Source organism: bacterium SCSIO 12696, assembly GCA_024397955.1.
Lineage (GTDB): Bacteria > Pseudomonadota > Gammaproteobacteria > Pseudomonadales > Porticoccaceae > SCSIO-12696.
Window position 1 is genome coordinate 692299 of sequence record CP073744.1, and the last position, 23907, is coordinate 716205.

The following is a 23907-nucleotide window of genomic DNA, read 5'->3' on the forward strand; positions in this document are numbered from 1 at the left end:
AATCAAACTAAATCAACACCATCCCACCCCACACTATCAATCAGCGCTTCTAACTTCTTAGGGCGATAATCCGAATCTTGTTCATAACGCGCTTTTACACTGTGGTGAAAAGCCGTCGGATAATCATCATGCAACAGTTCCCGGTTTATGGCTTTACGCAGGCGGTAGATATGGCGGCGTGATTTATGCAGAGGGGCTTTTAAACCATCGGTGAGTCGTTGCGTGATAAAGGGCTCTAACTTAAGGCCTGCGGCTTTGGCTTCGTTAAGCATCCATTCCAGGGGGATATCCGATGCAACGGCTTTGGTAATTTTGTCTGGCGCGTAGGAACCACCTACGTCGGTATGCACACCGGAGAACCATACTTGCTTTAAGTCGACTCCGTCATTGGGTTCCCACAGTGTGGGTTGGAAGTCGACTCGGCGCTCGTCGATGGCCAACGCATGGCGAGCAAAGGAGACATTGCTGCCCATTTGGGTGTCGTAAAACTCATCTTTACGATCAAACAGGCCCAGTAAACTGAATGGAATACCCAAGCTGCCCACCGTATCCCATACCCCCACAAAGTGCACTTTGCGGCTGTTGTGGCTGTGTTGTTTGCGAAACTTTACAGCTTCTGCGCCATTGGGTTTATAGAGTTTGCCGGTATTTTTGTAGATTTCCCAAGCCCGCTGAATCAGTTTGGCGTCAGCCCGTTTCACAATGCCACAATTGTTAATCAGCCCACACAGCGCCCTGACGGTGTAAGCACCGCGGCTAAAGCCAAACAGGTAGATATCATCGCCGGGGGCATAGTTCTGCACGATATAGCGGTAGCCATCGACGATGTTTTTTTCAATGCCTCTGCCGGTGGCACCAGCGCTGATGGCGGCGTGGTAAGAGCCCAACCCCCAGTCGTAAAAAACGTGCTGTTTAAGGTCGCCCACTTTAGGGCGGATGGCTCTGGCGACTTTGAGTACGTTGGTGGCATGGTCTTTTTCCAGGTCTTCTTCCGGGCGGTTCCAAGTGCCGTCTGCGCAAACGATGATATTGGCCATAATTCAAATCCTTCTGTCGGTAAGTACTTTTGATGGTAAGTGATTTTTAATGGTAAGTATTTTTGATGGTGGTTAGCTATCGCTCCAGCTCTGTTTTTTGCGGTAGATGGTAGAGGGGCTGACTCCCAGCATGGCGGCGGCTTTGGGAATATTGCCGTCGCACTGGCGAATGGCGTCTTCAATGGCCGCCCGCTCTACGTCCGCGAGTGGCACAATATCGCTATCATCATTCGGGCCAGCGGCTGGCTGTGATTTGGCGGGTTCTGATGGGGCAGCCGCAGTCGGCGTAGCACTGGTAATGCCTGCGGAAAGTGGTTGTATTAACATTTCTTCAGTGACCAAATCGCCGTCGTTCATGGCCACCAGGCCGCGCATCATATTTTCCAATTGGCGCACGTTTCCGGGCCAGTCGTAGTTGAGCAGGCGCTGTTCCGCTTCCGGGGTAAACCCGGTAAAGGTTTTGCCACACTCTTCACTGCAACGGGCGAGAAAATGGCGCGCCAGCAACAGCGCGTCGCCATCCCGTTGACACAATGGCGGCAGGCCAATAGAGATCACATTTAAGCGATAAAACAGGTCTTCACGGAACTCCCCTTTGGCCACCGCTTCACTGAGTGCGGTGGACGAGGCAGTCACCAGTTGGGCATTAAAGGGCTGTATTTGCTGGCTACCCAGGGGGGCAAATTCCCGCTCTTGAATGACTCGCAATAGTTTGGCCTGGAACGGCAGAGGCAAGGTAGTGACCTCGTCCAGAAACAAGGTGCCCTCTCCGGCGGCGGCGAATAACCCTGGCTGGTTACTGATGGCACCGGTAAAGGCGCCTTTTTTGTGGCCGAACAGCTGGGACTCAATCAAATGCTCGGTAAAGTTGGCGCAGTTTACCGCCACAAAGGGCTCGCCCTGATGGTAGCTTTCCCGGTGGCAGGCCCTGGCGGCCAACTCTTTACCGCAACCGGTGTTGCCGGTGATAAATACCGGCACATTGGCGGTGGCCGCTTTGCTGATGAAGTTAAAGGTTTCAAACATGGCCGGGCTGGCGCTGATCATGCCGTGAAAGTTAACCGGGGTGTCGGCGCTTTGATTGGCGGCACGGCGTTCTACACCGTCCCACGCCTCGCTGTCTTTGCGCACGTCCGCCAGCGCTTTGGTGATTACAAAGCGCAGTTCTTCGTCGTCCCAGGGTTTGCTGATGTAACGCTGAATCAGCTTTTGGTTAAAGGCCGTGGTGACTGCATCAAAATCGTGGTGGGCGCTGAGCAGCAAGCGTTGTGACTCTGGCCATTGCTTGCGAATTTCCGCCAGCATATCGCAGCCCTCCATGCCCGGCATACGCTGGTCAGAAATAACGATATGCACCGGGTTGTTGGCGGTGTATTCCAGCGCCGCCTGCGGGGAGGAAAAAGTCACCAAATTCACTTTCAGGGAAGCCAGACAGCGCTTGAGTGCAGAGAGAATATTGGGTTCGTCATCCACCAGCAGCAATACCGGTTGCTGGCCATTGGTGGAAGCTGAGTTGCTTTGCTTACTTGCCACTGTTTTGTGTCCCTGTTGTCTCTATTTGTCTCTATGCCGATGCCAACACGTAGGTGTTGAGGCTGTCTGTGCTGTCGGCAAACTGTTGTTCCAGTTCGCACAAGCGTTCAATTTGGGTGGCGCTCAAGGCCTTTCCCTTTACCAGCAGCAATGTGCCGTCCGGCGCCACCAGGTCTTTGGCCAGTACCATACCCGGCCGCAACGCCTGTGGTGCCAGGCACTGTTCGCCCTGTGCTCGCAGGTAATCCGCAAGCGTGGGGAAGATGGCTTTAAAGTCCGCAATGCGCTCTTCCTGGTAGCGAGTGCCGGTATGTTGTTCCATGTATTCCAGGGCCTGTTCTGGCGACAGCGCTGAGGCTTCCAGCTCGCCATTACAAAGTTCAAAAAAGTCACACAGAATGGTGAGTACTCCCGTAATCGGGGTGATCTGCGCACCGGTCAGTTGCCGTGGGTAGCCAGAGCCATCTTGATGCTCTTTGCGCATTCCCAATGCAGCCGCTGTATTTTGCAGGGAGTCCACACCAGACAGGTGCATTTCCGCAAAGGTGGGGTGGCGTTCAAACTCCCGCCGCTGGTGCTCATCCAGTTGGGCGTAAGGGGTGGTCAGCAATTCATCCGCCAGCCCCACTTTGCCGATATTGCGCAGCATCACGCTGTAGCGCAGGATGCTGGTTTGTTTTTCGTCGAAGCCCAGCTTGTCTGCCATCACCTCTGCGGCCCAGAGAATGTCTGAGGTGCTGGCTTGATGGCTGGCCAAACGTTGTTCGATTAAGCGGGCCAGCAGGTGAATGGTGCCTTTGTAGTGATCGCGTAATTCGCTCAAAGTGCTGCGCAGTTCGGCAGTACGCTCATCCACTTTTTGTTGCAGCGATGCGTTGAGGGCTTTTAATTCCTCATTTTGGCGCTGAGCCAACTGTTCCAATTGCTGATTGCGTTGGCGCAGCTGGGCCTTTTCCAGGCTGCGCTTCACCACCGCGCACAATTGGTCATCGTCCCAGGGTTTTTCCAGATAGCGGCTGATTTTGCCCTGATTGATGGCAGCAATGGTGGATTCCATATCGCTGTAGCCAGTAAGCAGAATACGCTCGGTGTCCGGCCACTTTTCTGCCACTTCTGCCAGCAAAGACGCACCGTCCCTGCCCGGCATGCGCATATCGGAAATAATCAGGTCGGTGGGGGCAGTATTGTCCGTCAGACACTGCAGGGCTTCATCGGCGGAATTGGCAACCTGTACCTCACAGCCACCCATTCGCATCAGCAATCGGCGCAAGGCATTGAGTATAGACGGCTCATCATCCACCAACAGAACTTTGGCAGGCATTGGGGGCTTATTGGTGCCAGCTCTGTCTTCGGCCTTCTCTTGTGGAAGCGGCTCGACGTCCAAGTGTCCTCTCCTTATCAACAAAGCATTGTTTGGCAACATACTAGCAACTGCAAGCGCACCACGAAAGAGGTTGCAACCGATTGGGCTTGGGCTACACTCACTAAAGCCAATAACAAGCGAATAAGGATATCTTTATGAAGGGTGTGATCTTTACCTTCCTGGCCGATATGGTGGAAGAACAGTTTGGTCTGGAAACCTGGCAAAAAATTCTCGACGAGGCGGCCCCGGAGCACAAGGGTATCTATATCGCCTGCGAAAGTTATTCCGACGAAGAACTTCTGCAACTGGTAGGCGCTGCCTGCAAGTTACTGGATATTCCCGCCGATAAGCTGGTTTACGCTTACGGCCAAAACCTTTTTGGCAGTTTTACCAAAAATTACAGCGAATTTATGTTGGCTCACAAAGAGCTGAAGCCTTTTTTACAGTCTATTGAAGAAGTTATCCACGTTGAGGTGGGTAAGCTGTTTACCTCACCCATTAAACGGGTGTTTGAGTACGAAGATCCGGCCCCCGACAAGCTGATTATGTATTACAGCTCCCCCCGTAAAATGTGCCAGCTAGCCGAAGGTTTAATCGACGGCGCCGCCAGCTACTACAGCACCCCCTACCAGCTAAATCACTCTACCTGTATGCACAAGGGTGATGAACGCTGCACTCTGGAACTGACTTTCGGAAGCAAATAGGGCTTGTTGAGCGCAAAAATTGCTCTCAGCAGTGGTGGATATAAAACGTGAACAAGCCCTATGGGAGTAATGATTAATGGCCGAAGATGATTTATACAAACAGGCCTACGAACGGGAAAAAGAAGCTCGCAAGCAAATGGAAGCCTTGCTGGAGACTAAAACCCGGGACTTATACCTGAGCAACCAACAGCTTCAAGAGGCCAACCAAACCCTAAAAGCACAGCAACGCAATATGGTCAAAACTGAAAAAATGGCCGCCATTGGTGTGCTATCTGCGGGGGTTGCCCATGAAGTGAACAACCCACTGTCTTTTATCAAGAGCAACCTCAATTCCCTGCAAAACTACTACCAGAGCTACTACAGAAAACTACTGACCACAATGGCTGAAACCGAAAACGGCCAAGCTGTTCTCGATCAAATTTTTGTCGATCAGGATATAAATTTTATTGAAAACGACACGGCACTGATTTTTGAGGAGGTCACAGAGGGGATTCAGCGAGTAGGTACCATTGTCGCCAAACTGAAAAACTTTTCCCGCACTCACAGCGGCGATTTTGAAGCAGCCAATATCAACAAATTAATAAAAAACAGCCTGACCATTACCAAAAATGAGTTAAAGCACAAATGTGAGGTTGTGCTTGAATTGGGTGACACACCAGACATTATGTGCAACCCCAACGAACTAACCCAGGTGTTTATCAACCTGGTGTTAAACGCCTCTCAAGCCATCCGCAAGCAAGGCACTATTACTGTTCGCAGTTGGTTTGAAGCCAACTCAGAGCAGGTGTGTATGACCGTTAGCGATACCGGCTGTGGCATACCGGAAGAACACCTGGACCAAATATTCACACCGTTTTTTACCGCCAAACCCATCGGTGAAGGCACCGGACTGGGGCTATCGGTTTCCTACGGGTTAATTGAGGATTTAGGCGGCACCATCACGGTGGCAAGCGAATTAAACGAAGGAACTACGTTTACAGTTCGGCTGCCACTTGATCGGGAGTAAGCAACCAATTATCAGTGTCATCCTGAACGCAGAAAAAATAGCAAAAGGTTGACTCGCATCAGCCATTGACGCTTGGAGTTGCACACCGCTTGCGGCGCACAAGCCTCTCACTCCATTCCATGTTTAATCTTATAAAGCTCCCACCACTCTACAATATTGTCCCCTATCAACTCCCACCAGCCATAGAAATAACCAAACATAATGCCAACACCAAGCAAAAACATAAGTGGAGCCAACACAGTAGAAAGTTTGCTTAACGGGGCCACCTCTAAGTAGGCGAGACTATTTACGTTGGGATGGACTCTGGCATTCACAAACTCTCCCTTGGGATATTTTTTTACAAGGCTTCGCTCATAATTCAACGATGGAAACAAGTCATATCCTCTAAGAGCTGGCGTATCAGATTTATAATCCTTACCTCGAATCGAGTATTTAAAGTGAATAATACCTTCAAGCATTATTTCACCGTTGACACCTGTTTGGTTCAACAATCGAGAATGCGTAATCTCTGCAGCCACAACGGGCCAGAGGTCAAAATATTTTTTTAATCTGAAATAAACAAATGTTTGCCAAAGGCCTGCTATAGCCAATAACATCGGAAGCACAAATACAAAAATAATTTTGAAAATCATGCTTTAGCCGGCTGGCAGTCAAAACCCATACATCTGCGGCAGCAACCAACTAATGGTTAGCCAAAGGATGACCGTTAACGGCACCCCTACCCGCACAAAGTCCATAAAACTGTAACTACCCGTGTTCATGACCAACAAGTTGGTTTGGTAAGCCATGGGTGTGGCAAAGCTCATATTGGCGCCAAACAAAACAGCCAGTACAAATGCCTCTGGCGGCAGGCCCAGTTGCTGGGCAATGCTGATGGCAATGGGGGTACCGATCACCGCTGCTGCGTTGTTAGACACCACATTGGTGAGTATGGCCATCAGCAATACCAAGCCGGCAAACAAACCATGGATAGGCAGGTACGCCGCGATTTTTACAAACCCCGACGCCAACCAATCCGTTGCTCCGGTGGATATCAACGCATTGCCCAAGGCCAAACTCGCCACCACAATTAAAACTACTTGGGCACTGAGTGCCCGCTGCACATCTCGCCAACTCAAGCAGTTGGCAAACATCATCAGCAAAGCTCCACAGACCGCACTGATGGCGATGGGCAAAATACCCAGGGCCGCCACCACAATAACCGCTGCCATAATCCACAGAGCACGGTGAGCGCGGTGGGAGTGTGGCAGCTCCGTAGTGGCGTCCAGCACCAACAGCTGACCGTTGCGTTTGATCTCTTCGATATTTTCGCCGGGGCCCTGGATCAACAGCACATCCCCAAGGCGCAGCTTAACCTTGCTGATGCCCTCCGGCATTTCTTCCAGCACCCGACCTTTGCGGTGAATGGCGATTACGGCCACCTGAAAGTTGTGCAGAAATTGCATTTCATTGAGGGTGCGACGCACCAATGGCGAGCCTCGGTCCACCACCAACTCGGCCATATGCTGATCCGGGTCAGTCAGCGGGTTTTCCTCATCCACCAGCTTGCCCGATGAAAACAGCTGGCCACCGAGCAGTGATTCAAACTCTTTCAGCTTTTGCGGGGTGTCCCGAATTAGCAGACGATCACCCGCCCTGACGGTGGCATCCGGCAGAGGGAATACATAGTTCTGTTTGCTGCGGCGGATACGGGTAATCTGGATATTGCCGTCGGCCTTTTCGATAATCTCCCGTACCGTGCAATCCACACACTGGCTGTCTTCGGGAATAAACAGGTGGGCAGTAAAAATGCGCGGTGACGAGTCATCCACCAATGCGCCACGAGTGGGCAGCAAGCGCGGGGCAATCAGCCACAGGTACAAAACCCCGACTCCCATCATCACCAAACCGGGCACAAAAAAGTCGAACATGCCGATTTCCTTGAGCCCCAAATCCGCGGCCACACTCACCACCAGCAAGTTGGTTGAGGTGCCAATGGTGGTCAACATGCCACCCAGAATGGTGGCGAAGCTAATGGGCATCAAGGTGCCAGACACCGATGTTTGCGTGCGGTTGGCAACGGTAACCAGAATGGGTAACAGCAACACCACAATGGGCGTGTTGTTTACAAAGGCGCTCAATAGCGCTGCCACCACCAGAGCCACAAACAGCGACAGGAACGGACTGTAGCCCCACAACTTGGCCAGCACCCGCCCCACGGGCTCCAAAGCACCGGTACGTACCAAGCCATGGCCGACAATCATTAGCGCACAAACCGCGATCAAGGCCTGATGGCCAAAGCCGGAGAAAAAGCTGGAGGGGCTTAGGGATTCACCCTCGGGATTGGTATAGGGAAACAGGGTAAAACCGATGGTTAGCAACACCACCACAAACAGGCTGGATGTTTCCAACGGGATGCGCTCTCGGGAGAATAAGAACAGCGCCAGTGCAGTCAGGATCAGCGATGCAATCGCATGGGCATTAAGGGTACCGGTCACTACATCCATAGGTTTTATTCTTTTTGTGGCCGAAAGCACGCATGCTATCACGTCAAAGCGCGGGACTGAACCGCCACCCGCACTTCCATCAGGCCGGTATAAAACCCTGGATGTTGTAACCTAGATTTGCTTGACAAATACCTTGGACTTTCTCTGAAAGTTATACATTTTTTGTTTACTTTCCGGCAACTTATCGATGGCCTGTTCCACATAGCCCTGGTCCAGAAACCAGTGGGCACTGACGGTGGTGAGCACAAAAATAGAGTCTAATTTTTGTACTTTGGCCTTTTCTTCAAGCTCCGCAATCAGACGTACCCCACGGTTACCGCCCCGGTAGTCCGGGTGGATCACCAGGCAGGCAATTTCCCCGGTATTGGCGTCCGGGTAAGGGTACAGCGCACCACAGGCGATAATTACGTCTTCTTTTTTAATCACCGTAAAGCGGTCTATTTCCACTTCAAGCAGCTCTCGGGAACGCTTGACCAAAGTGCCCTGCTCTTCCAGTGGAGCGATCAAATCAAGGATACCGCCCACATCGTCAATGGTGGCAGAAGTCAGCTGCTCTTTATGATCTTTGGCAATCAGGGTGCCGGCACCGTCCCGGGTAAACAGCTCTTGCAACAATGCGCTGTCGCTTTGGTAAGAGACACAGTGGCACCGTTCCACACCGTTTTCGGCGCAGTTGGCAATGGCCTGCATCAACAGGCGCTCGATGTATTCGGGCTCATTGCCCAGCAACCGTTTCACCGTTCTCAGGCTACAGCTCTTCACCAGGGCGCCGTTTTCATCCAACAGGCCGTCGTTTTTGGTGAGCGCAATCAGTTTGTCCGCCTTGAGGGAAACCGCAGTTTGAGTGGCGACGTCCTCCAAAGACAGGTTAAACACTTCTCCCGTGGTGGAGTAACCCACCGGAGACAACAACACGATAGAGCCGTAATTGAGCTGGGTATTAATGCCTTCGGTATCGATACGCCGCACCAGGCCGGTGTATTTGTAATCGACGCCGTCGCGAACGCCCATGGGCTTGGCAATCACAAAGTTGCCGGAATTAACCCGCAGTTGCGAACCGTGCATGGGCGAGTTGGCTAGTCCCATGGTGAGCATGGCTTCGATATGAATACGCAGGGAACCAGTGGCGTCTTTAACCGCAGCCAGGGTGTCGGCATCGGTGACCCGAATGCTGTTTTCGATATGCTGCTCGATATCAAGCTGTGTCAGCCGCCGACTGATTTGTGTGCGGGCACCGTGCACCAGCACCAGCTTGACGCCGAGGCTTCTCAGCAATGAGACGTCGTGAATCACATTGGCAAAGTTAGGGTGCTCCACCGCATCGCCATCAAACATCAACACAAAGGTTTTGCCCCGGTGAGCATTGATGTACGGCGCGGCGTTCCTAAACCACTTTACCTTGTCCTTGTCGCTGTCATTATTTTCTATCGGGTGAGCCATTTGTAATGTTCCTAGGGGGTGTTAGCAAGTAATAGGTCGCTACTGCTGGAGTTCATTTTTTGTTCCAGCAAGACAGAAGGAGTGTCGTGTAGTCATTCTACATAAGCGACTGATAACACAGCTGGGGCGAAAAAGGAGCCCAGCCCTTTGGGTTGACCCTGAAAAGGCGCCATCCTGTGTTATTCGTCGCTCATTTGGAATAACCAAACAGCACTCCTCATGCCTTGGCTGACGCCTTTTCAGGGGCAACAGTAGTGACTTATTACTTGCTAACACCCCCTCTTATCACGCCGAACGATCGACAATGTACTCCATAGCCACTTCGTCTTCCGGATTTTTATAAGGGCTGCGCTCGCTGTCCTCAATAATGTTATCCGCCAACGAACTCTTTTCAATCAGATTAAAGCCGAGGGCAGAGAAATAATCCGGAATGTAGGTGAGTACGATAATTTCCTGCAATTCCATCTGGTTGGCAAATTCCAGCAGGTACTGTACCAGCGCCCTGCCCTGACCCTGGTTGTGGTATTTTTCATCCACCACCACCGAGCGAATTTCCGCCAGGCCTTTCTGGTAAATATACAAAGAGGCACAACCCACCACCTGGCCATCTACTTCCGCGACCACAAAGTTTTGCACGTCGTGAATAATATTCTCGTAGGTGCGAGGCAGTATCTCGCCTTTTTCGGCCCAAAAATCCACCAGCTGATGAATTTTTTCCACATCGGACATACGCGCACGGCGAACCGACATAGCAGCCGCTTTTTGCGCATTGAGGCGCTGTTTTACCTGCATCAATGCCACATTGATCTGCTGCTTGCCCGGCGCACCGGCTACCTGTTCGTTGAGAATATCTTCTTTGCCCGCCTGAATATTGGCAATCGCCTGCTCCACTTGAGCTCTGGAGGTGCCACCCAATGCCTCTCTCTTATCGAGAGTGGATTCAATAGACAGGTGCTGATACACATCCTGCTCTATTTTTTCGCTGAAGCTTTGCAGTTGGGTCAGTGTTAAATCTTCCAATGGGCACCCTTTTTCAATGGCTGCCAGCACCACTTCACCGACAATATGGTGAGCCTCACGGAAAGGAATATCCTTACCCACCAAATAGTCTGCCAGCTCGGTGGCATTTGCGTAGCCCTGCTGGGCAGCAGCCAGGGTGCGGGAGCGGTTCACTTTCAAACCATCCGCCACTAGTACCGCCATTTCCATGCATTCCAGCCAGGTATCCAGGGCGTCAAACAGGCCTTCTTTGTCTTCCTGCATATCTTTGTTATAGGCCAGCGCCAGGGCTTTCATGGTGGTCAGCATCGCCGTCAGGGAACCAAACACGCGTCCGGCTTTGCCGCGTATCAATTCGCAGGCATCCGGGTTTTTCTTTTGCGGCATCAGCGACGAGCCTGAGCTCACCAGGTCGCTCATCTCCACAAAGCCCGCTTCGCCGGAATTGTAGAAAATCAGATCTTCTGCAAAGCGAGACAAGTGCATCATCGAAATACTGGCCGCACCCAACAGTTCAACCACATGGTCGCGGTCGGATACCGCATCCAGGCTGTTCATGGTGGCAGCTCGAAAGCCCAGGTTGTGGGCCAGGGATTTACGATCAATGGGATAAGCGGTACCGGCCAATGCACCGGAACCCAAGGGCGACACATCCAAGCGGTAGAGTGCGTCTTTCAGGCGACCAATATCCCGATTAAACATTTCGACGTAAGCGAGGCACCAATGGCCAAAAGTCACTGGCTGAGCCCGTTGCAGGTGGGTATAACCGGGCAGTACGGTGCCCTTTTCCCGCTCGGCCAGGTTCATCATCGCCTGTTGCAGGTTAACCAAAGCGAACAACAAGTCGCCACCGGTTTCCTTACACCATAGTTTGAGGTCAGTAGCTACCTGATCATTGCGGCTGCGCCCGGTGTGCAGTTTTTTGCCCAAATCGCCGGTTTTTTCAATCAGTTGGATTTCCACCCAGCTGTGAATGTCTTCCGCGTCCGACGCCAAAATTTGCTTGGGGTTTTGCTCAACGGATTCTTTCAGCTCAGTCAGAGCACCCTGCAAGCGCGCCAGCTCGTCATCAGACAGCACGCCCACCTGATGAATGGCTTGCGCCCAGGCAATGGAGCCGACGATGTCCTGCACTGCCATGCGGTAATCCACCGGCAGGGAATCGTTGAATTTTTTAAACTGCACACTGGCCTGTTCTTTAAAACGGCCGCCCCATAATGCCATGGTGTTTCTCCAAAATTTTCTATTTACCGGTCATTGCGAGGAGCCTGAAGGGCAACGCGGCAATCTCCTGCGCACAACGTGTCAGGAGATTGCTTCGCTTCGCTCGCAATGACGTGCCCTAACTGCCTTACTCGCCGCCCATCGCCTTAATACGGCTGGACAGAGAGAACAAACGAATAAAGCCCTCTGCGTGAGACTGGTCGTACACATCGTCTTCACCGAAGGTAGCAAAAGACTCCCGGTAAAGGCTGTTGGGCGATTTTTTCTGGATCGCCGTTACCTGGCCCTTGTACAGCTTCAGTACCACTGTGCCAGTAGCGTCTTCGTTCAGCGCTTCCGCCGCTGCATACAGAGAGTCTTTCAGAGGCGTGAACCAACGACCATCGTATACCAAGTGAGCAAACTGCTCTGCCACGGTGGTTTTCCAGCTGCGGCAGGTTTTATCCAAAATCAGCTCATCAATGGCGCGCAGAGCACTCATCAACAAGGTGCCCCCCGGGGTTTCGTAGCAGCCGCGAGATTTCATGCCCACCAGGCGGTTCTCGACAATATCAATACGGCCAACCCCGTTGCGGGCGCCCTTTTCATTCAGGCTTTCCAACACCTGGTAAGGGGTCATAGCCACACCATCGACGGCAGTTACCCGGCCTTTCTCAATATCCAGTGTCACCAGCTCTGGCTGGTCTGGCGCCTGCTCTGGAGAAACCGTCATGGTCCATACCGCGTCGCTAGGTGCATTCCATGGCTCTTCCAACTCGCCGCCTTCATGGGAGATATGCAGAGCATTAGCGTCGCGGCTGTAAATTTTGGTCAGCGAAGCACTGCAGGGAATGTTGCGCTCTGCCAGGTAATCCAACAGGCTTTCACGGGAGGTCAGATCCCACTCACGCCACGGGGCGATCACTTGCAGGTCTGGCGCCAAAGCCGCAAAGCAGGACTCGAAACGCACCTGGTCGTTACCTTTACCGGTACAGCCGTGGGACAGCGCATCAGCACCAACTTTGCGGGCCACTTCTACCTGGGCCTTGGCAATAATTGGACGAGCGATACTGGTGCCCAACAGGTAATCGCTTTCGTAGATAGCGCCAGTTTGGAAAGTTGGGTATACATAGTCCGCCACAAACTCGTCTTTTAAATCGACGATGTAGCAGCTGCTGGCGCCAGAGGCGATGGCCTTTTCTTCCAGGCCTTCCAGCTCTTCGTCTCCCTGCCCTACGTTAGCGGCAAAAGCCACCACTTCACAGCCGTAGTTCTCTTTCAGCCAGGGGATAATGGCGGAGGTGTCCAGACCACCGGAATAGGCCAATACGACTTTTTTTACAGACTTCATGGTTAATCCTCAAATTTTTTAAAAACGTGCCTAAGGGCACCTCTAAAAATAGTGATATTTTTGCGAGAGCAAGGCGGCGTCGCACGGAGAGCCGCAGTGTATACAGAGATACATGAGGACTCGCCTTCCCATAAACAAACAGGGACGCCAACACAGCTATCGCAGAAATAGTGCATTTTTAGAGATGCACTCAGCTAATTTCAGTGCCAACTGGCTTCCCTTCACACCACTGCACAATGGTTTCCGGGCGTTGCCAGGAAGCAATTAATACTTTGCCGCCGGTGGCTCTTGCGGCCGCCAGAGCAGCGCGAACTTTGACCGCCATACCATCGATAATCACACCATCGGCAATCAGGCGCTCTATGTCTGTTTCGTCCAGTTTGGCAATGGGCTGACGGTCACCGTCCAGCACAGCGGGAACATCGCTCAGTAACAGCAAATCCCCATGCAATGCCTTGGCGATGGCCACTGCCGCATCGTCTGCATTGACATTGAGTAACGCTCCCTGCTTATCGCAGGCGATGCTGCACACCAACGGCCTGAATCCTGCTGAAAGCAGTTGTTGCAGTGGTTCTGCATCGGTTTGGTCAACCTGGCCTACTTGCCCCAGATCATCTGCCAAAACAGAGGCTTCGCAACCCGCATCCACCAGGCTGAGGCCAATGGCACTAACACCACTGCGCACACCTTGGGATACCAACTCCGTGTTCGCACAACCGGCCAGGGCACCGGTGATAAATGGCATTTGCTCCGCAGGGCTTACTCGCAGGCCGCGATTGCGCTGCACCTCAAAACCCAGCTTCTGCAACCACTGATCGACCAGCGCGCCACCACCGTGTACCAATACCCAGGGGCGTTGCAGCTGCGCCAGCTCGGCAAAAAACGCCTGTTGGGCCTGGGGGTGGTTTAACAGCGCACCGCCCACTTTAATCACTAACGGCTTGTCCATGGCTGGCTGACTCACTCGCCTTTACTCGCCGGCAGCATGCCGGTTTCTGAAGGCCAGCCAAAATGCAGGTTGACGCATTGCAGTGCCTGCCCGGCCGCGCCTTTCACCAAGTTATCGATGGCGGACACCAAAATGACCTGGTTGCCCTGGGTATAGACGCCAAGGTCGCAAAACGGTGTTTTTTCCACCGCTTGAATAGCCGGTGTCGGCGTATGGCAAAGGCGAACCAATGGCGCATTGCTGTAGGTGCTGTCAAAGTGACCCCGCAAAGCCTGCTGATCCACAGCTTGTTCAAAAGCCACATTAATGGTCGCCAGAATGCCCCGCTTAAAGGCACCCAGATGAGGGGTAAACACCACCTCTGTGCCCACACCCTGAACAATTTCCGGGGTGTGGCGGTGGCTGAAAATGCCATAGGGGTGCAAGCTGACCTCGCAAAAGTGCGAACCTGTTTTGGCTTTGCGGCCAGCACCGCTAACGCCACTGACAGCGTTAATCACCGGTGGCTGGCTCAGAGTGTTTCCCTGTTGCTCGGCAAACGCCAACAGCGGCTTCAGCGCCAGCTGTGCAGCGGTTGGGTAACAACCGGGCACTGCCACCACCTGGGCACTGGCAATGGCCTCTGCATTCCACTCAGCCAAACCGTAAGCGGCACTTTGCAGCAAATCCGGGCGGGGGTGGGCAAAACCGTAGTAGCGCTCGTAGAGCGACGGGTCTTTAAGGCGGTAACCACCGGAAAGGTCGAAAATAGCCACGCCGCTATCGACAATCTTGCCGATAATGTTGGCACTGACTTCGTGCTCGGTGGCCAGTACCACGCCATCCACCTCTGTGGTCAGGCGGGCGATGTTCTCGTCCGTACTGGCCTCCAGTGGGGGCAAACCCAAGTGCGCCAGTTCCGCACAGAACTGACCAATGGTTTGCCCCAGGTAAACGCTTTGCGGGGACACCAGCAACGCGGTAATTTGCAGGTTGGGGTGATGGCTGACCCAACGACAGAACTCAAGGCCAGCGTAACCACTGGCACCAATCAGGGCTAATTTTTTCACAGTCGCCTCATTAGCGAATAAACAAATTTCGGTAGGCTGTACGAAACAGCAGAAAGAACCGCAGGCATTTTACTGAATTTTCAGTCAGCAGGCGCGGCAAATGGCGGCTTCAACGTCGTCGAATGGCCGGAAGAAGTGGTGCTTTGTTGATGCCGTTGAGCATGCAAAATATCATGGCGTTAAAGCGGATAGCAAAATGATGCGCGAAGATACCGTTTTAGCGGCTTTTATGCAATAGTCACAGTCGTTTACGGCCCACAATAAGGCGAGCGTAATGGCGTTTATTGAACACTACAAAACTCTGATTGCTAGCCCCAGCATTTCCAGTAACAGCCCTCGCTGGGACCACTCCAACAAGGGGGTGATCGAGCACTTGGAAAGCTGGCTCAATGATCGGGGATTTACGGTAGAAATTACCGAGCTGGAATCGGCTCCGGGCAAGTTCAATTTGGTGGCCACCTACGGTGCCAACAGCGGCGACGGCGGGCTGTTACTGGCAGGCCACACCGACACCGTGCCCTACGACGACAGCCGTTGGAACTTCGACCCATTCGCCCTGACCGAAGCCGATAACAAACTCTACGGTTTGGGCAGTATCGATATGAAGGGCTTTTTCGCCTTTGCCATCGAAGCTATCGATGGGTTAGAGCTGGACAAGCTGCAGAAACCTTTACGTATTCTGGCCACCGCCGACGAAGAGACCACCATGGCCGGTGCCCGGCAACTGGCAGCTCAAAAAGCCATACGCCCGGAATACGCCATTATTGGTGAACCCACATCCATGCAGGCGGTGTATTGCCACAAAGGTCACCTTTCTGAGCGCATTGTCGTCACCGGCCGCAGCGGCCATAGCTCCAATCCAGAATATGGCCTTAACGCGCTGGAAATCATGCACCAAGTGATAGCCAACCTGCTAAAAACACAGCAGCAGTTGAAGGAGCGTTATCAGCAGCCCGCCTTCGACGTCCCCTACCCCACCTTAAACCTTGGGCACATTCATGGCGGCGACAACCCCAACCGCATCTGCGGTTGCTGCGAACTGCAACTGGATGTGCGACCCATGCCGGGAATGAGCGTTACCGATGTTTACCAATTATTGGACGATGCTGTGGCACCGATCAAACAACGATACCCGGGGGCTGTGGAACTCAGTCATATGCACGGTGCTACACCAGCTTTTGCAGGAAGCACCGACAGCAGCCTGGTGAAATTGGCAGAAAAAGTATCCGGCCAACCCGCCATAGCCGTGAACTATTGCACTGAAGCCCCCTTCATCAGCGAGCTGGGCTGCGAAACCATTGTGATGGGGCCAGGTTCTATTGCCCAGGCACACCAACCGGATGAGTATCTGGATATGAGCGAAATTAAACCGACGGTGGAAAAGTTAAGGTCGTTGATTACGGAGATTTGTGGTTGAACCGGTGCCATTGTTCAATACCAATTTCCAAGCATACTGCTATGAGGACACAGAGAAGAGCGCCAAAGAGCCAGCTTCTTCTTATGCTTTGAAAGAATACAAATGGAGCCTCCATGAGCGTTAAAAGCTTACCACCAATAGTTCTATCGATCATCATTGGTATAACGAGTACTGGCGTGATATCGAGTGAAAGCGATCTAATTCCGGAGCCTATTTTAACATCATGGAAAAAACGCTGGGACAAGCATGCGAAAGATATTGCTGAAAAATTGGTCGACGGATACGGTGCAAAACTAACTGCCGTCGAATCAACTAAAAGGGTTCAATTTCTTAGCGAAATGCGTACGCTTTTTATATCAAAAATATCCTGGCAAGCACTGGGATCTATAGAGACACCTAAGCTACTCCTCAGGCACTGTGGCGTTGAACTACTAGAATCAGTATCACCATACTATGAGGGCAAACTGGAATTTGATTCGATACCCGAGGAGACTCAAAAACGACTATTAAGCTGCAGTTCAGATGTGGAGCTCTACGTGACAACAACCCCTATTTATGCGCTTTATCCGGTTGCCAAGAAAGAACTCGGTGAGCTTTTCAAAAAACACCAAATTGATGAGAACTTGCTCCGAAGGAAACGATAAGAAGCAGACTGGCTGTTGTCACACACAAACCCTGTTACTCCTTTTCAAGCAATCTAATCTTTTTAATATTTTTAAGCGTTCCGCCCCATTGGCCTAAATGGCCGAATGACAGAGCATCAAATTCAGCTGTGATTTCAACAAATTTTCCATGGTACTTTTTTAATTTATTAATCTCTAACCGCGTTTCCATTTCTACCCATACCCGCGCACCATCGCTACCGTTTAATCCATAGGCTTCTTGCGAGGCGCTCATGTACCCTAAAACTCTCACAATTTTTTTATGATACCGTTCGGGCGTTACAACTAACTGCGGGATTATGACATCACATATTTCTACCGCCCCTTCTTCTTTATGATATAAATAACAATCGCTCCCCATTCGACCATCAGGCGTTCTCTTTTTCTCTGCACAGGCACTAGTTACAAAGACTAATTGAGAAATCAAAATAATGGTCAACACTTTAAGAACTAAAAAAATCTTTTTCATAAAAGCCTCCAGCCTGAAACACTTAGGAAAAAAACGTAGAGGTCGCTCGAAAGCTGCTCACTCTCTATTATTCCATTAAACCAATTGTTCGAATTAGATTTTCGGTTGCGAAAAACCTAACCTTAGGGATTTCGAATCGTCCTTTCTCAACCACTGCGACTCCCCCCGCGAGGCCAATCAAGTAATTCCCCTCAAATTCAACAATGCTTGTAGGGCCTCTCGCAAATATCCTTGCCCAAAACGCTTTTCTGTATAAGATATCAAGCCTACCTCGGGGACCTGCTGTGATTCCATAAACACCCAAATCCGTAGCAACCATAAGCCTCCCATCACTATCAATAAAGCTTGCAGAAGGCTTTTCAGGCAGCATTGTCAATATCTTGGGGGGCTCTGGGTTAGCAACATCATCCATTATATATACGGCACCTCTGGTGAGGCTCAGGTGTGAAATACCTTCAACAACTACCAAAGCATCACCAGTGTGGATTAAATTTGTTACATTTCCCTCCATAAGTTTTGTATAAACGCCATTTACTTCAACGCCAAATTCACCTCCAAACTCACCCTTGTTGACTGAAATAAACTTAGCGTTTCTAACGCTAACACTCAGATTTGATTTAGAACGCCTACCATAACTTAAAGCAATATTGCCGCTATTGTCAGTAAGAGTATGATCCTCTATTACAAACTTATTTCTATGTTTTTTATCCCTATATTGAAGAACCGCTTCAACTGGAAGCTCACGAAGCTTCCAACCCTCTAAAAGCTCACCAACACTTTGAGCTGAAACACAGTTCGAAAAAACAAAAGAAACAATTAGAAGAAATTTCATAAATACTCTCCTCATCCTGACAGCTCTATGGAGTTCAGCCGTCAATAATAAGATATGGGATAGGGAACGGATTAGAATTCTTTTACCGTCGACCTGAAAAGCTGGCCCTGACTACAACACTTACTGATTTAGAAGCACATCAATCCGACGAAACGTGATATTAATCCGCGCCTCTTCCACCCTATTTTCCTTGGGCACCTGATGCTGCCAAAACCGCTGTGTAGCCCCCGTCATTACCAGTAAGGCACCAGACTCAAGAGTTAGCTCGTAACGCTGCCCACCGCTTTTGCGGCGCATCTGAAAACGTCTTTTTGCTCCCAAGCTTAATGAGGCAATTACCGGGCTTTCACCCAACTCCGCTTCGTCATCGCTGTGCCAGGCGACGCTGTCGCTGCCGTTGCGATACAGGTTTATCAGCGCGCTGTTAAAACGTTTGTTTAACTCCCCTTCCACTCGTTGACGCAATTGCATCAACGCCACTGACCAGTCGTTTAAAGGCAGCCGTGTACCGGAGTAACCGTAATGAGCGTCCCTATCGCCGTACCAGGCATTAAGACGGGGAATTGGCACAGCACGAAAGGGCTCTGACCTCTTTAATTAATTATTCCGGAAATCTGTGCCACTTCCCTTGTCTTGTTATTCGTATTTGAGCTCAGAAATTTCGTCATCTTGTAAACAGGACTCCTTAATAACAAGATTTATTTCATTAGATTCCAGTTGAACTAGAGGGGCACTATTTGGGGTGATGTATCTTCCTGTTTTTGCTGAAATAACTTTATTTCCATATGGATTTATATGAAACCCCTTAACTTTGTATAACCCTAAGGGAAGCTTGTAAGAATCAGCCATATACCTACATGAAAACAGCCTACCAACAAAATCGCTAGGCTTAACGCTAACTATTTCATCACCACTTGGTTTAGATATTCTAACTCTAGGAAAAAAATGAAAAAATTTATTATTTTCATCCAGAATTTCAAAGAACATGTCAGCATATGCATCAGATTTACGAGCATCTGCAAACCTCCTATTAACTAATAGAGGTCGCTCTGAACCGTTAACTAGATAGGTTAAAATCCCATTTTCATCAGATTTAAGCTTAAATAAAATCATTTCACTTTCAGCGTAAGCTGGCACAGTTAAAGCCAGTAATAGCAAAAACACTTTCACAGTAAACATCCTTCTAAGGTGTATAATCAGAATAATGGCCACGCTTTGCCCTCTCAAAATTTTCTCTATTAAGCGTATTCATGTAATATCTTCTTAAACCTCTTATTTGATTAATTTCAGAAGTGCTTAGAGAGAATCTTTCAGCGTTTAGCAGATCATAGTTATAAGCCTGAACCTCCAAAAGAGCATTTCCCTGTTCATCTTTCCAGTGAATCCCTCTGTTAACTTGAAGTCGAACGTGTACTTCGATCTCATGAGATAACACAGAGCCTAGCCAGCCAACGCTCCGTTTAAAAGCGCCATTGCCTATTCGAACTCCGACCGTACCGTCTGCATGTTCATCTACTATGCCATCACTCGTAAGTTTAGGATCATACGTAACAGAAACAGTACCCTCACTACCAATACCATAGTAATCAAGGGCTTCATTAATAGCCAACTGCCTAGTTGCTGGATCCTCCGATTCAAACAAGCTTTTTAGTTTTTTAAATTGTTCTGCTTTCTTTGCACGTTGTTCGCCGCTAAACATCTGCCCAAACGCGGAAGTAAGGGCACCATTTGCAAATTTACCCCCTGTGGCTTTGGATATTGTTCCACCGACAATCGCTGCAGCTGCTATTCGAATTCCCGCAAACTCAGGCTTGGTGCCGAAGATTCCATTAATATCGATAGCCTCAGATAGACCAGCACTAACAAATCCATGCCCAAACTTGCCTCCCTGCAATTCCGAGAAAACGCCACCTGCAATTGCTTGTGCAAATATCCTTTCAGTAGTTTCTAAGCCTGACGCACCAATCTGTGCGAAAGCATAAGATTGTGCAAGGCTGATGGCTCCCGCTTTTATTCCATCAAATAAGCTACCACCATTTGCATAAGTCACAGCTTCGCTATAGGCCGCTACTGCATACGGCCCCCCATAGTAAGCAATGACAGCCGTAACAATCGCATTTAGCAGTGGTTTCCTTGATACATATTGCAGCGCAGGCTGGATGACATTTTTTCCAACCCAACTACTTTGAATAAATTTCCTCGTAATAGCCGCCCCAATTACCTTACTGGCTATAGCTCCTACAAAGTACCTACTAGGGTCTGTGGCATTAAGCGGATTGTTCCACACATAAGCATATCTATTGAGACTTTGTGTGTACGTCGGCTCCTGAATGTAAGGGTCCGCCTGAAGGAACCTGGCGATCTTCGGATCGTAAATCCGCCCATTCATATGGATCACACCCACCTCATCCAGCATCTCATGGCCCGTAAAGCCTCTGGTGGTGATGCTGCTGTCAAAGGTGGTCAATGCCCCATTGGCCAAGGCCGTCCAATCTGTAGCGTCCCCTCTCTCGCCCCAGGCGTCAAAGCTCATTTCCTGCACAATCGCACCGGTTTCGTCGGTGATCACGTCCAAACTGCCCAGATGATCGTGGTACTGGTAGTGGGTATCCACGCTTTGCAGTTGATCCGCACTGTTGAGCTTCAGGGTAATCAAGGTACCCCCCAGATGGCGCTTGATTTCTTTATCGCCATTGATCTGGGTAATCCACTCGGTGTTGCCCACGTACAGGGTGGTTTTGGTGCCACTGCTGTTGGTGTCGGTGCGTTTGTAGCGGGCTCTGTCCGGCCCATACTGGAACCCGGTGGTGTGACCGCCTTTGCTGATGGTTAAGGGCTTGTCAAAGGTGCTGTAAACGATAGTGCGGCCATCACCACTGAGGTTGTTGCCGTTGTCGTCGTAGGTGTAGGTAGCGGCTTCCGCTCCCGTAATTTGCGTCACCGCGTGTACACCCGCGTCACCGGACCCACTGTTGTTGCCTGTGCCGTAGCTGTAGTGGCCCACATCGCTTTTCTCGGTGATGTTGCCCAGGGCATCGTATTTCACGGTTTTCTCAGCCTGGCCCACAACCCGGTAGCTGGTCAGGCGGTTGAGGTCGTCGTAGTCAAACACTTCGGTCAGGTTTTTATTGCCGGACTGTTCTCTGCGTTCGAGCAGGTTGCCGATGGTGTCCCACTGGTACTCCAAGTCTTGAACTTTGACCCCCAAGGTGTGGTCAGCATCGATGGTTTCGATACGACCGGTTTGTTCGTCGTACACCCGAACAATACTGACGTTGTCACCCCGAGTTTCGCCCGTCACATTGCCCCGTGCGTCCATGCTGGTGATTCTGCGGTAGATACTCCGCGGCAAACGTTCACCGTTTTCATCGAAGGTATTGCCTTCAATAGCATCTCCGACCCAGTCCATATAACCGTATGGGTTGTAATGAGTGCGCGTGCCCTGATAACCAGTAGCGCCTGTGGGGTCGGTAGACGCATCGAAAGTTTGGTGGGTACGGCCGTATTGGTCGTAGGTCACTGACTCAGTAAAGGTGCCATCCGCACCATTAGCACCCAGTGTGGTTTTGGTGCTCGAGACCCGACCATAGGAGTCATAACGAACCGTTTTGACGTAATCCTCATCGTTATTGTCGTCGTTGTCTTGAAGCACAACACCCAATTGACCCAGCCCACCTGGGTTAGCAACTAATTGACCTGTTGACTCATCCAAGGTTTGGTCGTAAATCCAGACCGTGTCACTTTCCACGCTGTTATTCGTGCGGCGATCAATCCGATGGATCAGCCGGCCCAACACGTCGTAGCTCAGTGTGCTGGTCTGACCGTTGGCATCGGTTTGTGATTCCAGTTCGCCGTACACGTTGTAGCTGTAGGTCCAGTCTCCTTTGTCTGGGTCGTCCATGCTGGTTTTACGGCCCAACAGGTCGTAGACAATGCTGCTCACGTTACCCGCCGAGTCGGTCATGGTGGTCATGTTGCCCTGGGCGTCGTAGGCGTAGCTGACCGAGGAGGTGTCATGGCCGCTGCCCCCTTCGTTGTCGGTCACACCCACCACTTCGCCCAACGCGTTTTTGGTTTCCACCTTGCGGTGGCCTTTGTCGTTGATGGTGACGGTGCTGTAGCCGTTGTATTGCACGCTACCGGTGCTGTTGTCCGGCAGTGTGGTGGTGGTCGGACGGCCCAGGATGTCGTAGTCGATGGTGGTCCAGTAGATGGGAGAACCACTGTCCAGGTAGTAGGGTTCGCTCTGGCGTTTGGTGCGACCCGGGGTGTCGAACTCCACGTCGCTGGCGATCCAGTTGCCACTAAAACCCACACTCAAGCTACGAATCGCACGACCCAGTTTGTCAAAACACTGCTGGCTCTGCCCACCCCCGGCGCTGTGGCTGATGGCTTTGTAGACCGTGCCTGTCGGACAGTGGCTGGTGTCCGCGTCCGTCAGGTAGGTTTTACTAAAGCCACCGGTCTCGCCGCGTTCAAAGTATTTGCGGCCCAACGGGCTGTAAGCGCTGTTTACCGTCAGGCCATTGATGTCTTTGGCTTCGGTCACTTGGCCATAGACGTTGCGGCTTTCCACCGAACTGATTTGCTGACCCAGGCTGTTGAAGCTGCGTTCCACATAGCGCCCAAGAGGGTCGTACACACTGCGGCTGTAACGATCGGTTACCCCCGCCCCTCTGGTGGTGGCTTTGAGCTTGTTGCCGTGTTCATCGTAGTCATAGGTGGTAGTCAGCCGGTAGGTGACGTTGTCTGGTTCGATAACCTCCGTGGCCAGCAAGCCACGTTTGTCACCGCTGGTGATGTAGGTGAACGCACTGGTGCGGGTTTCGGTGTCAGAGACACTGCCGCTGCGGGTGCTCACCACCTGTGTGCGACTGAGGCGGCCCATTTCCGCATCCCATACGCTGGTGCCGTAGGTGTTGGTGTTGGTGGTGGTTTTGACAAACCATTAAAGGGCTCTGACCCCTTTAATGTGCTAACCTCCTTTGGATAGTTAGAAAAGCATTCCCTTTTGGAAGAATTTGAGCATTGTTATTTCCTGGTTGCTACAGGGAGAAAATTAGCAGGGCTTCGCTAGAAAATAAATCTGCCCCCTTTTCACGATGACTGACGAGGCGTTGGATGGGATTCTTTGACTACAAATACGTTTAATTGAGACCCGTCCCTGATTGTTCCATTTGCAATTGATTGCGACGAATGCCTAGCTCCATAGCTATCTCAGCTGGCGGCCGTCCCGTTTCCTCCATCAATCGAACGGCCTCCAGCTTAAAGTCGCGGGTATAGGTCTTATATGGCTTTCTTTTTGATGTCATGTGGATACTCCTGTGGCGACAGTGTCGCTGATTTTAAGTATCCGTTAAACTGGGGGAGCTTCATTACGTCCCCTATTATTGCCACGTCCCCTATT

Annotated in this window: 21 protein-coding genes; 5 read left to right on the forward strand and 16 right to left on the reverse strand. The window is 51.1% G+C overall.

The window, feature by feature from the left end; translation table 11 throughout:
• Positions 1-2: 2 nt before the first annotated feature.
• The 3 genes from KFE80_03175 to KFE80_03185 all read right to left on the reverse strand — a co-directional run bounded on the left by KFE80_03175 (position 3) and on the right by KFE80_03185 (position 3954).
• Entirely contained in the window at positions 3-1040 is a 1038-nt protein-coding gene (locus KFE80_03175; GenBank protein UTW46607.1) for a DUF2235 domain-containing protein, read from the reverse strand.
• Positions 1041-1109: 69 nt separating this feature from the next.
• Positions 1110-2570: a sigma-54-dependent Fis family transcriptional regulator gene (locus tag KFE80_03180; protein ID UTW45922.1), complete on the reverse strand. Its 1461-nt coding sequence runs from the start codon at positions 2568-2570 to the stop codon at positions 1110-1112.
• Between the two features lie 31 nt (positions 2571-2601).
• Positions 2602-3954, reverse strand: a complete 1353-nt coding sequence (locus KFE80_03185) for a response regulator (protein UTW45923.1) — start codon at positions 3952-3954, stop codon at positions 2602-2604.
• 134 nt (positions 3955-4088) lie between these two features.
• Here KFE80_03185 and KFE80_03190 point away from each other — a divergent pair, with 134 nt between their 5' ends.
• Together KFE80_03190 and KFE80_03195 are read left to right on the forward strand one after the other, a co-directional pair.
• Entirely contained in the window at positions 4089-4637 is a 549-nt protein-coding gene (locus tag KFE80_03190; GenBank protein UTW45924.1) for a heme NO-binding domain-containing protein, read from the forward strand.
• 76 nt (positions 4638-4713) lie between these two features.
• On the forward strand, positions 4714-5643 hold the full coding sequence (locus KFE80_03195; protein UTW45925.1) for a two-component sensor histidine kinase: 930 nt from the start codon (positions 4714-4716) through the stop codon (positions 5641-5643).
• Between the two features lie 107 nt (positions 5644-5750).
• Here the strand turns inward: KFE80_03195 and KFE80_03200 are convergent, their stop codons facing one another.
• The 7 genes from KFE80_03200 to argC all read right to left on the reverse strand — a co-directional run bounded on the left by KFE80_03200 (position 5751) and on the right by argC (position 15120).
• Positions 5751-6275: a DUF3592 domain-containing protein gene (locus KFE80_03200; protein ID UTW45926.1), complete on the reverse strand. Its 525-nt coding sequence runs from the start codon at positions 6273-6275 to the stop codon at positions 5751-5753.
• Between the two features lie 18 nt (positions 6276-6293).
• Complete coding sequence (locus tag KFE80_03205) at positions 6294-8129, reverse strand: SLC13 family permease (GenBank protein UTW45927.1); 1836 nt, start codon at positions 8127-8129, stop codon at positions 6294-6296.
• A gap of 111 nt (positions 8130-8240) precedes the next feature.
• Positions 8241-9569: an amino-acid N-acetyltransferase gene (gene argA / locus KFE80_03210; GenBank protein UTW45928.1), complete on the reverse strand. Its 1329-nt coding sequence runs from the start codon at positions 9567-9569 to the stop codon at positions 8241-8243.
• A 285-nt stretch (positions 9570-9854) separates the two neighbouring features.
• Entirely contained in the window at positions 9855-11792 is a 1938-nt protein-coding gene (argH, locus tag KFE80_03215) for an argininosuccinate lyase (GenBank protein UTW45929.1), read from the reverse strand.
• 127 nt (positions 11793-11919) lie between these two features.
• The gene (locus KFE80_03220) at positions 11920-13122 is read right to left on the reverse strand and encodes an argininosuccinate synthase (GenBank protein ID UTW45930.1); all 1203 of its coding nucleotides are present in this window, start codon (positions 13120-13122) and stop codon (positions 11920-11922) included.
• A gap of 190 nt (positions 13123-13312) precedes the next feature.
• Positions 13313-14071 carry an acetylglutamate kinase gene (gene argB / locus KFE80_03225; GenBank protein UTW46608.1) on the reverse strand — a complete coding sequence of 253 codons (759 nt, stop codon included), beginning with the start codon at positions 14069-14071 and terminating at the stop codon, positions 13313-13315.
• An 11-nt stretch (positions 14072-14082) separates the two neighbouring features.
• Positions 14083-15120 carry an N-acetyl-gamma-glutamyl-phosphate reductase gene (gene argC / locus KFE80_03230; GenBank protein ID UTW45931.1) on the reverse strand — a complete coding sequence of 346 codons (1038 nt, stop codon included), beginning with the start codon at positions 15118-15120 and terminating at the stop codon, positions 14083-14085.
• Between the two features lie 100 nt (positions 15121-15220).
• Between argC and KFE80_03235 the strand changes: the two genes are divergently transcribed.
• The 3 genes from KFE80_03235 to KFE80_03245 all read left to right on the forward strand — a co-directional run bounded on the left by KFE80_03235 (position 15221) and on the right by KFE80_03245 (position 17181).
• Positions 15221-15358, forward strand: a complete 138-nt coding sequence (locus KFE80_03235) for a hypothetical protein (GenBank protein ID UTW45932.1) — start codon at positions 15221-15223, stop codon at positions 15356-15358.
• A 36-nt stretch (positions 15359-15394) separates the two neighbouring features.
• Positions 15395-16537: an acetylornithine deacetylase gene (argE, locus tag KFE80_03240; GenBank protein UTW45933.1), complete on the forward strand. Its 1143-nt coding sequence runs from the start codon at positions 15395-15397 to the stop codon at positions 16535-16537.
• Between the two features lie 113 nt (positions 16538-16650).
• Complete coding sequence (locus tag KFE80_03245) at positions 16651-17181, forward strand: hypothetical protein (protein ID UTW45934.1); 531 nt, start codon at positions 16651-16653, stop codon at positions 17179-17181.
• A gap of 34 nt (positions 17182-17215) precedes the next feature.
• On the opposite strand, the gene KFE80_03250 is transcribed toward KFE80_03245, so the two are convergent.
• The 6 genes from KFE80_03250 to KFE80_03275 form a co-directional block, all read right to left on the reverse strand.
• Positions 17216-17668, reverse strand: a complete 453-nt coding sequence (locus KFE80_03250; protein UTW45935.1) for a hypothetical protein — start codon at positions 17666-17668, stop codon at positions 17216-17218.
• 67 nt (positions 17669-17735) lie between these two features.
• On the reverse strand, positions 17736-18500 hold the full coding sequence (locus KFE80_03255) for a hypothetical protein (protein UTW45936.1): 765 nt from the start codon (positions 18498-18500) through the stop codon (positions 17736-17738).
• Positions 18501-18620: 120 nt separating this feature from the next.
• Positions 18621-19070 carry an alpha-ketoglutarate-dependent dioxygenase AlkB gene (locus KFE80_03260; protein ID UTW45937.1) on the reverse strand — a complete coding sequence of 150 codons (450 nt, stop codon included), beginning with the start codon at positions 19068-19070 and terminating at the stop codon, positions 18621-18623.
• 66 nt (positions 19071-19136) lie between these two features.
• Positions 19137-19712, reverse strand: a complete 576-nt coding sequence (locus KFE80_03265) for a hypothetical protein (protein ID UTW46748.1) — start codon at positions 19710-19712, stop codon at positions 19137-19139.
• Positions 19684-23388 carry an RHS repeat protein gene (locus tag KFE80_03270; protein ID UTW45938.1) on the reverse strand — a complete coding sequence of 1235 codons (3705 nt, stop codon included), beginning with the start codon at positions 23386-23388 and terminating at the stop codon, positions 19684-19686. The genes KFE80_03265 and KFE80_03270 overlap by 29 nt, the downstream gene beginning before the upstream one ends.
• 259 nt (positions 23389-23647) lie before the next feature.
• Complete coding sequence (locus KFE80_03275; GenBank protein UTW45939.1) at positions 23648-23812, reverse strand: transposase; 165 nt, start codon at positions 23810-23812, stop codon at positions 23648-23650.
• Between the last annotated feature and the right edge of the window lie 95 nt (positions 23813-23907).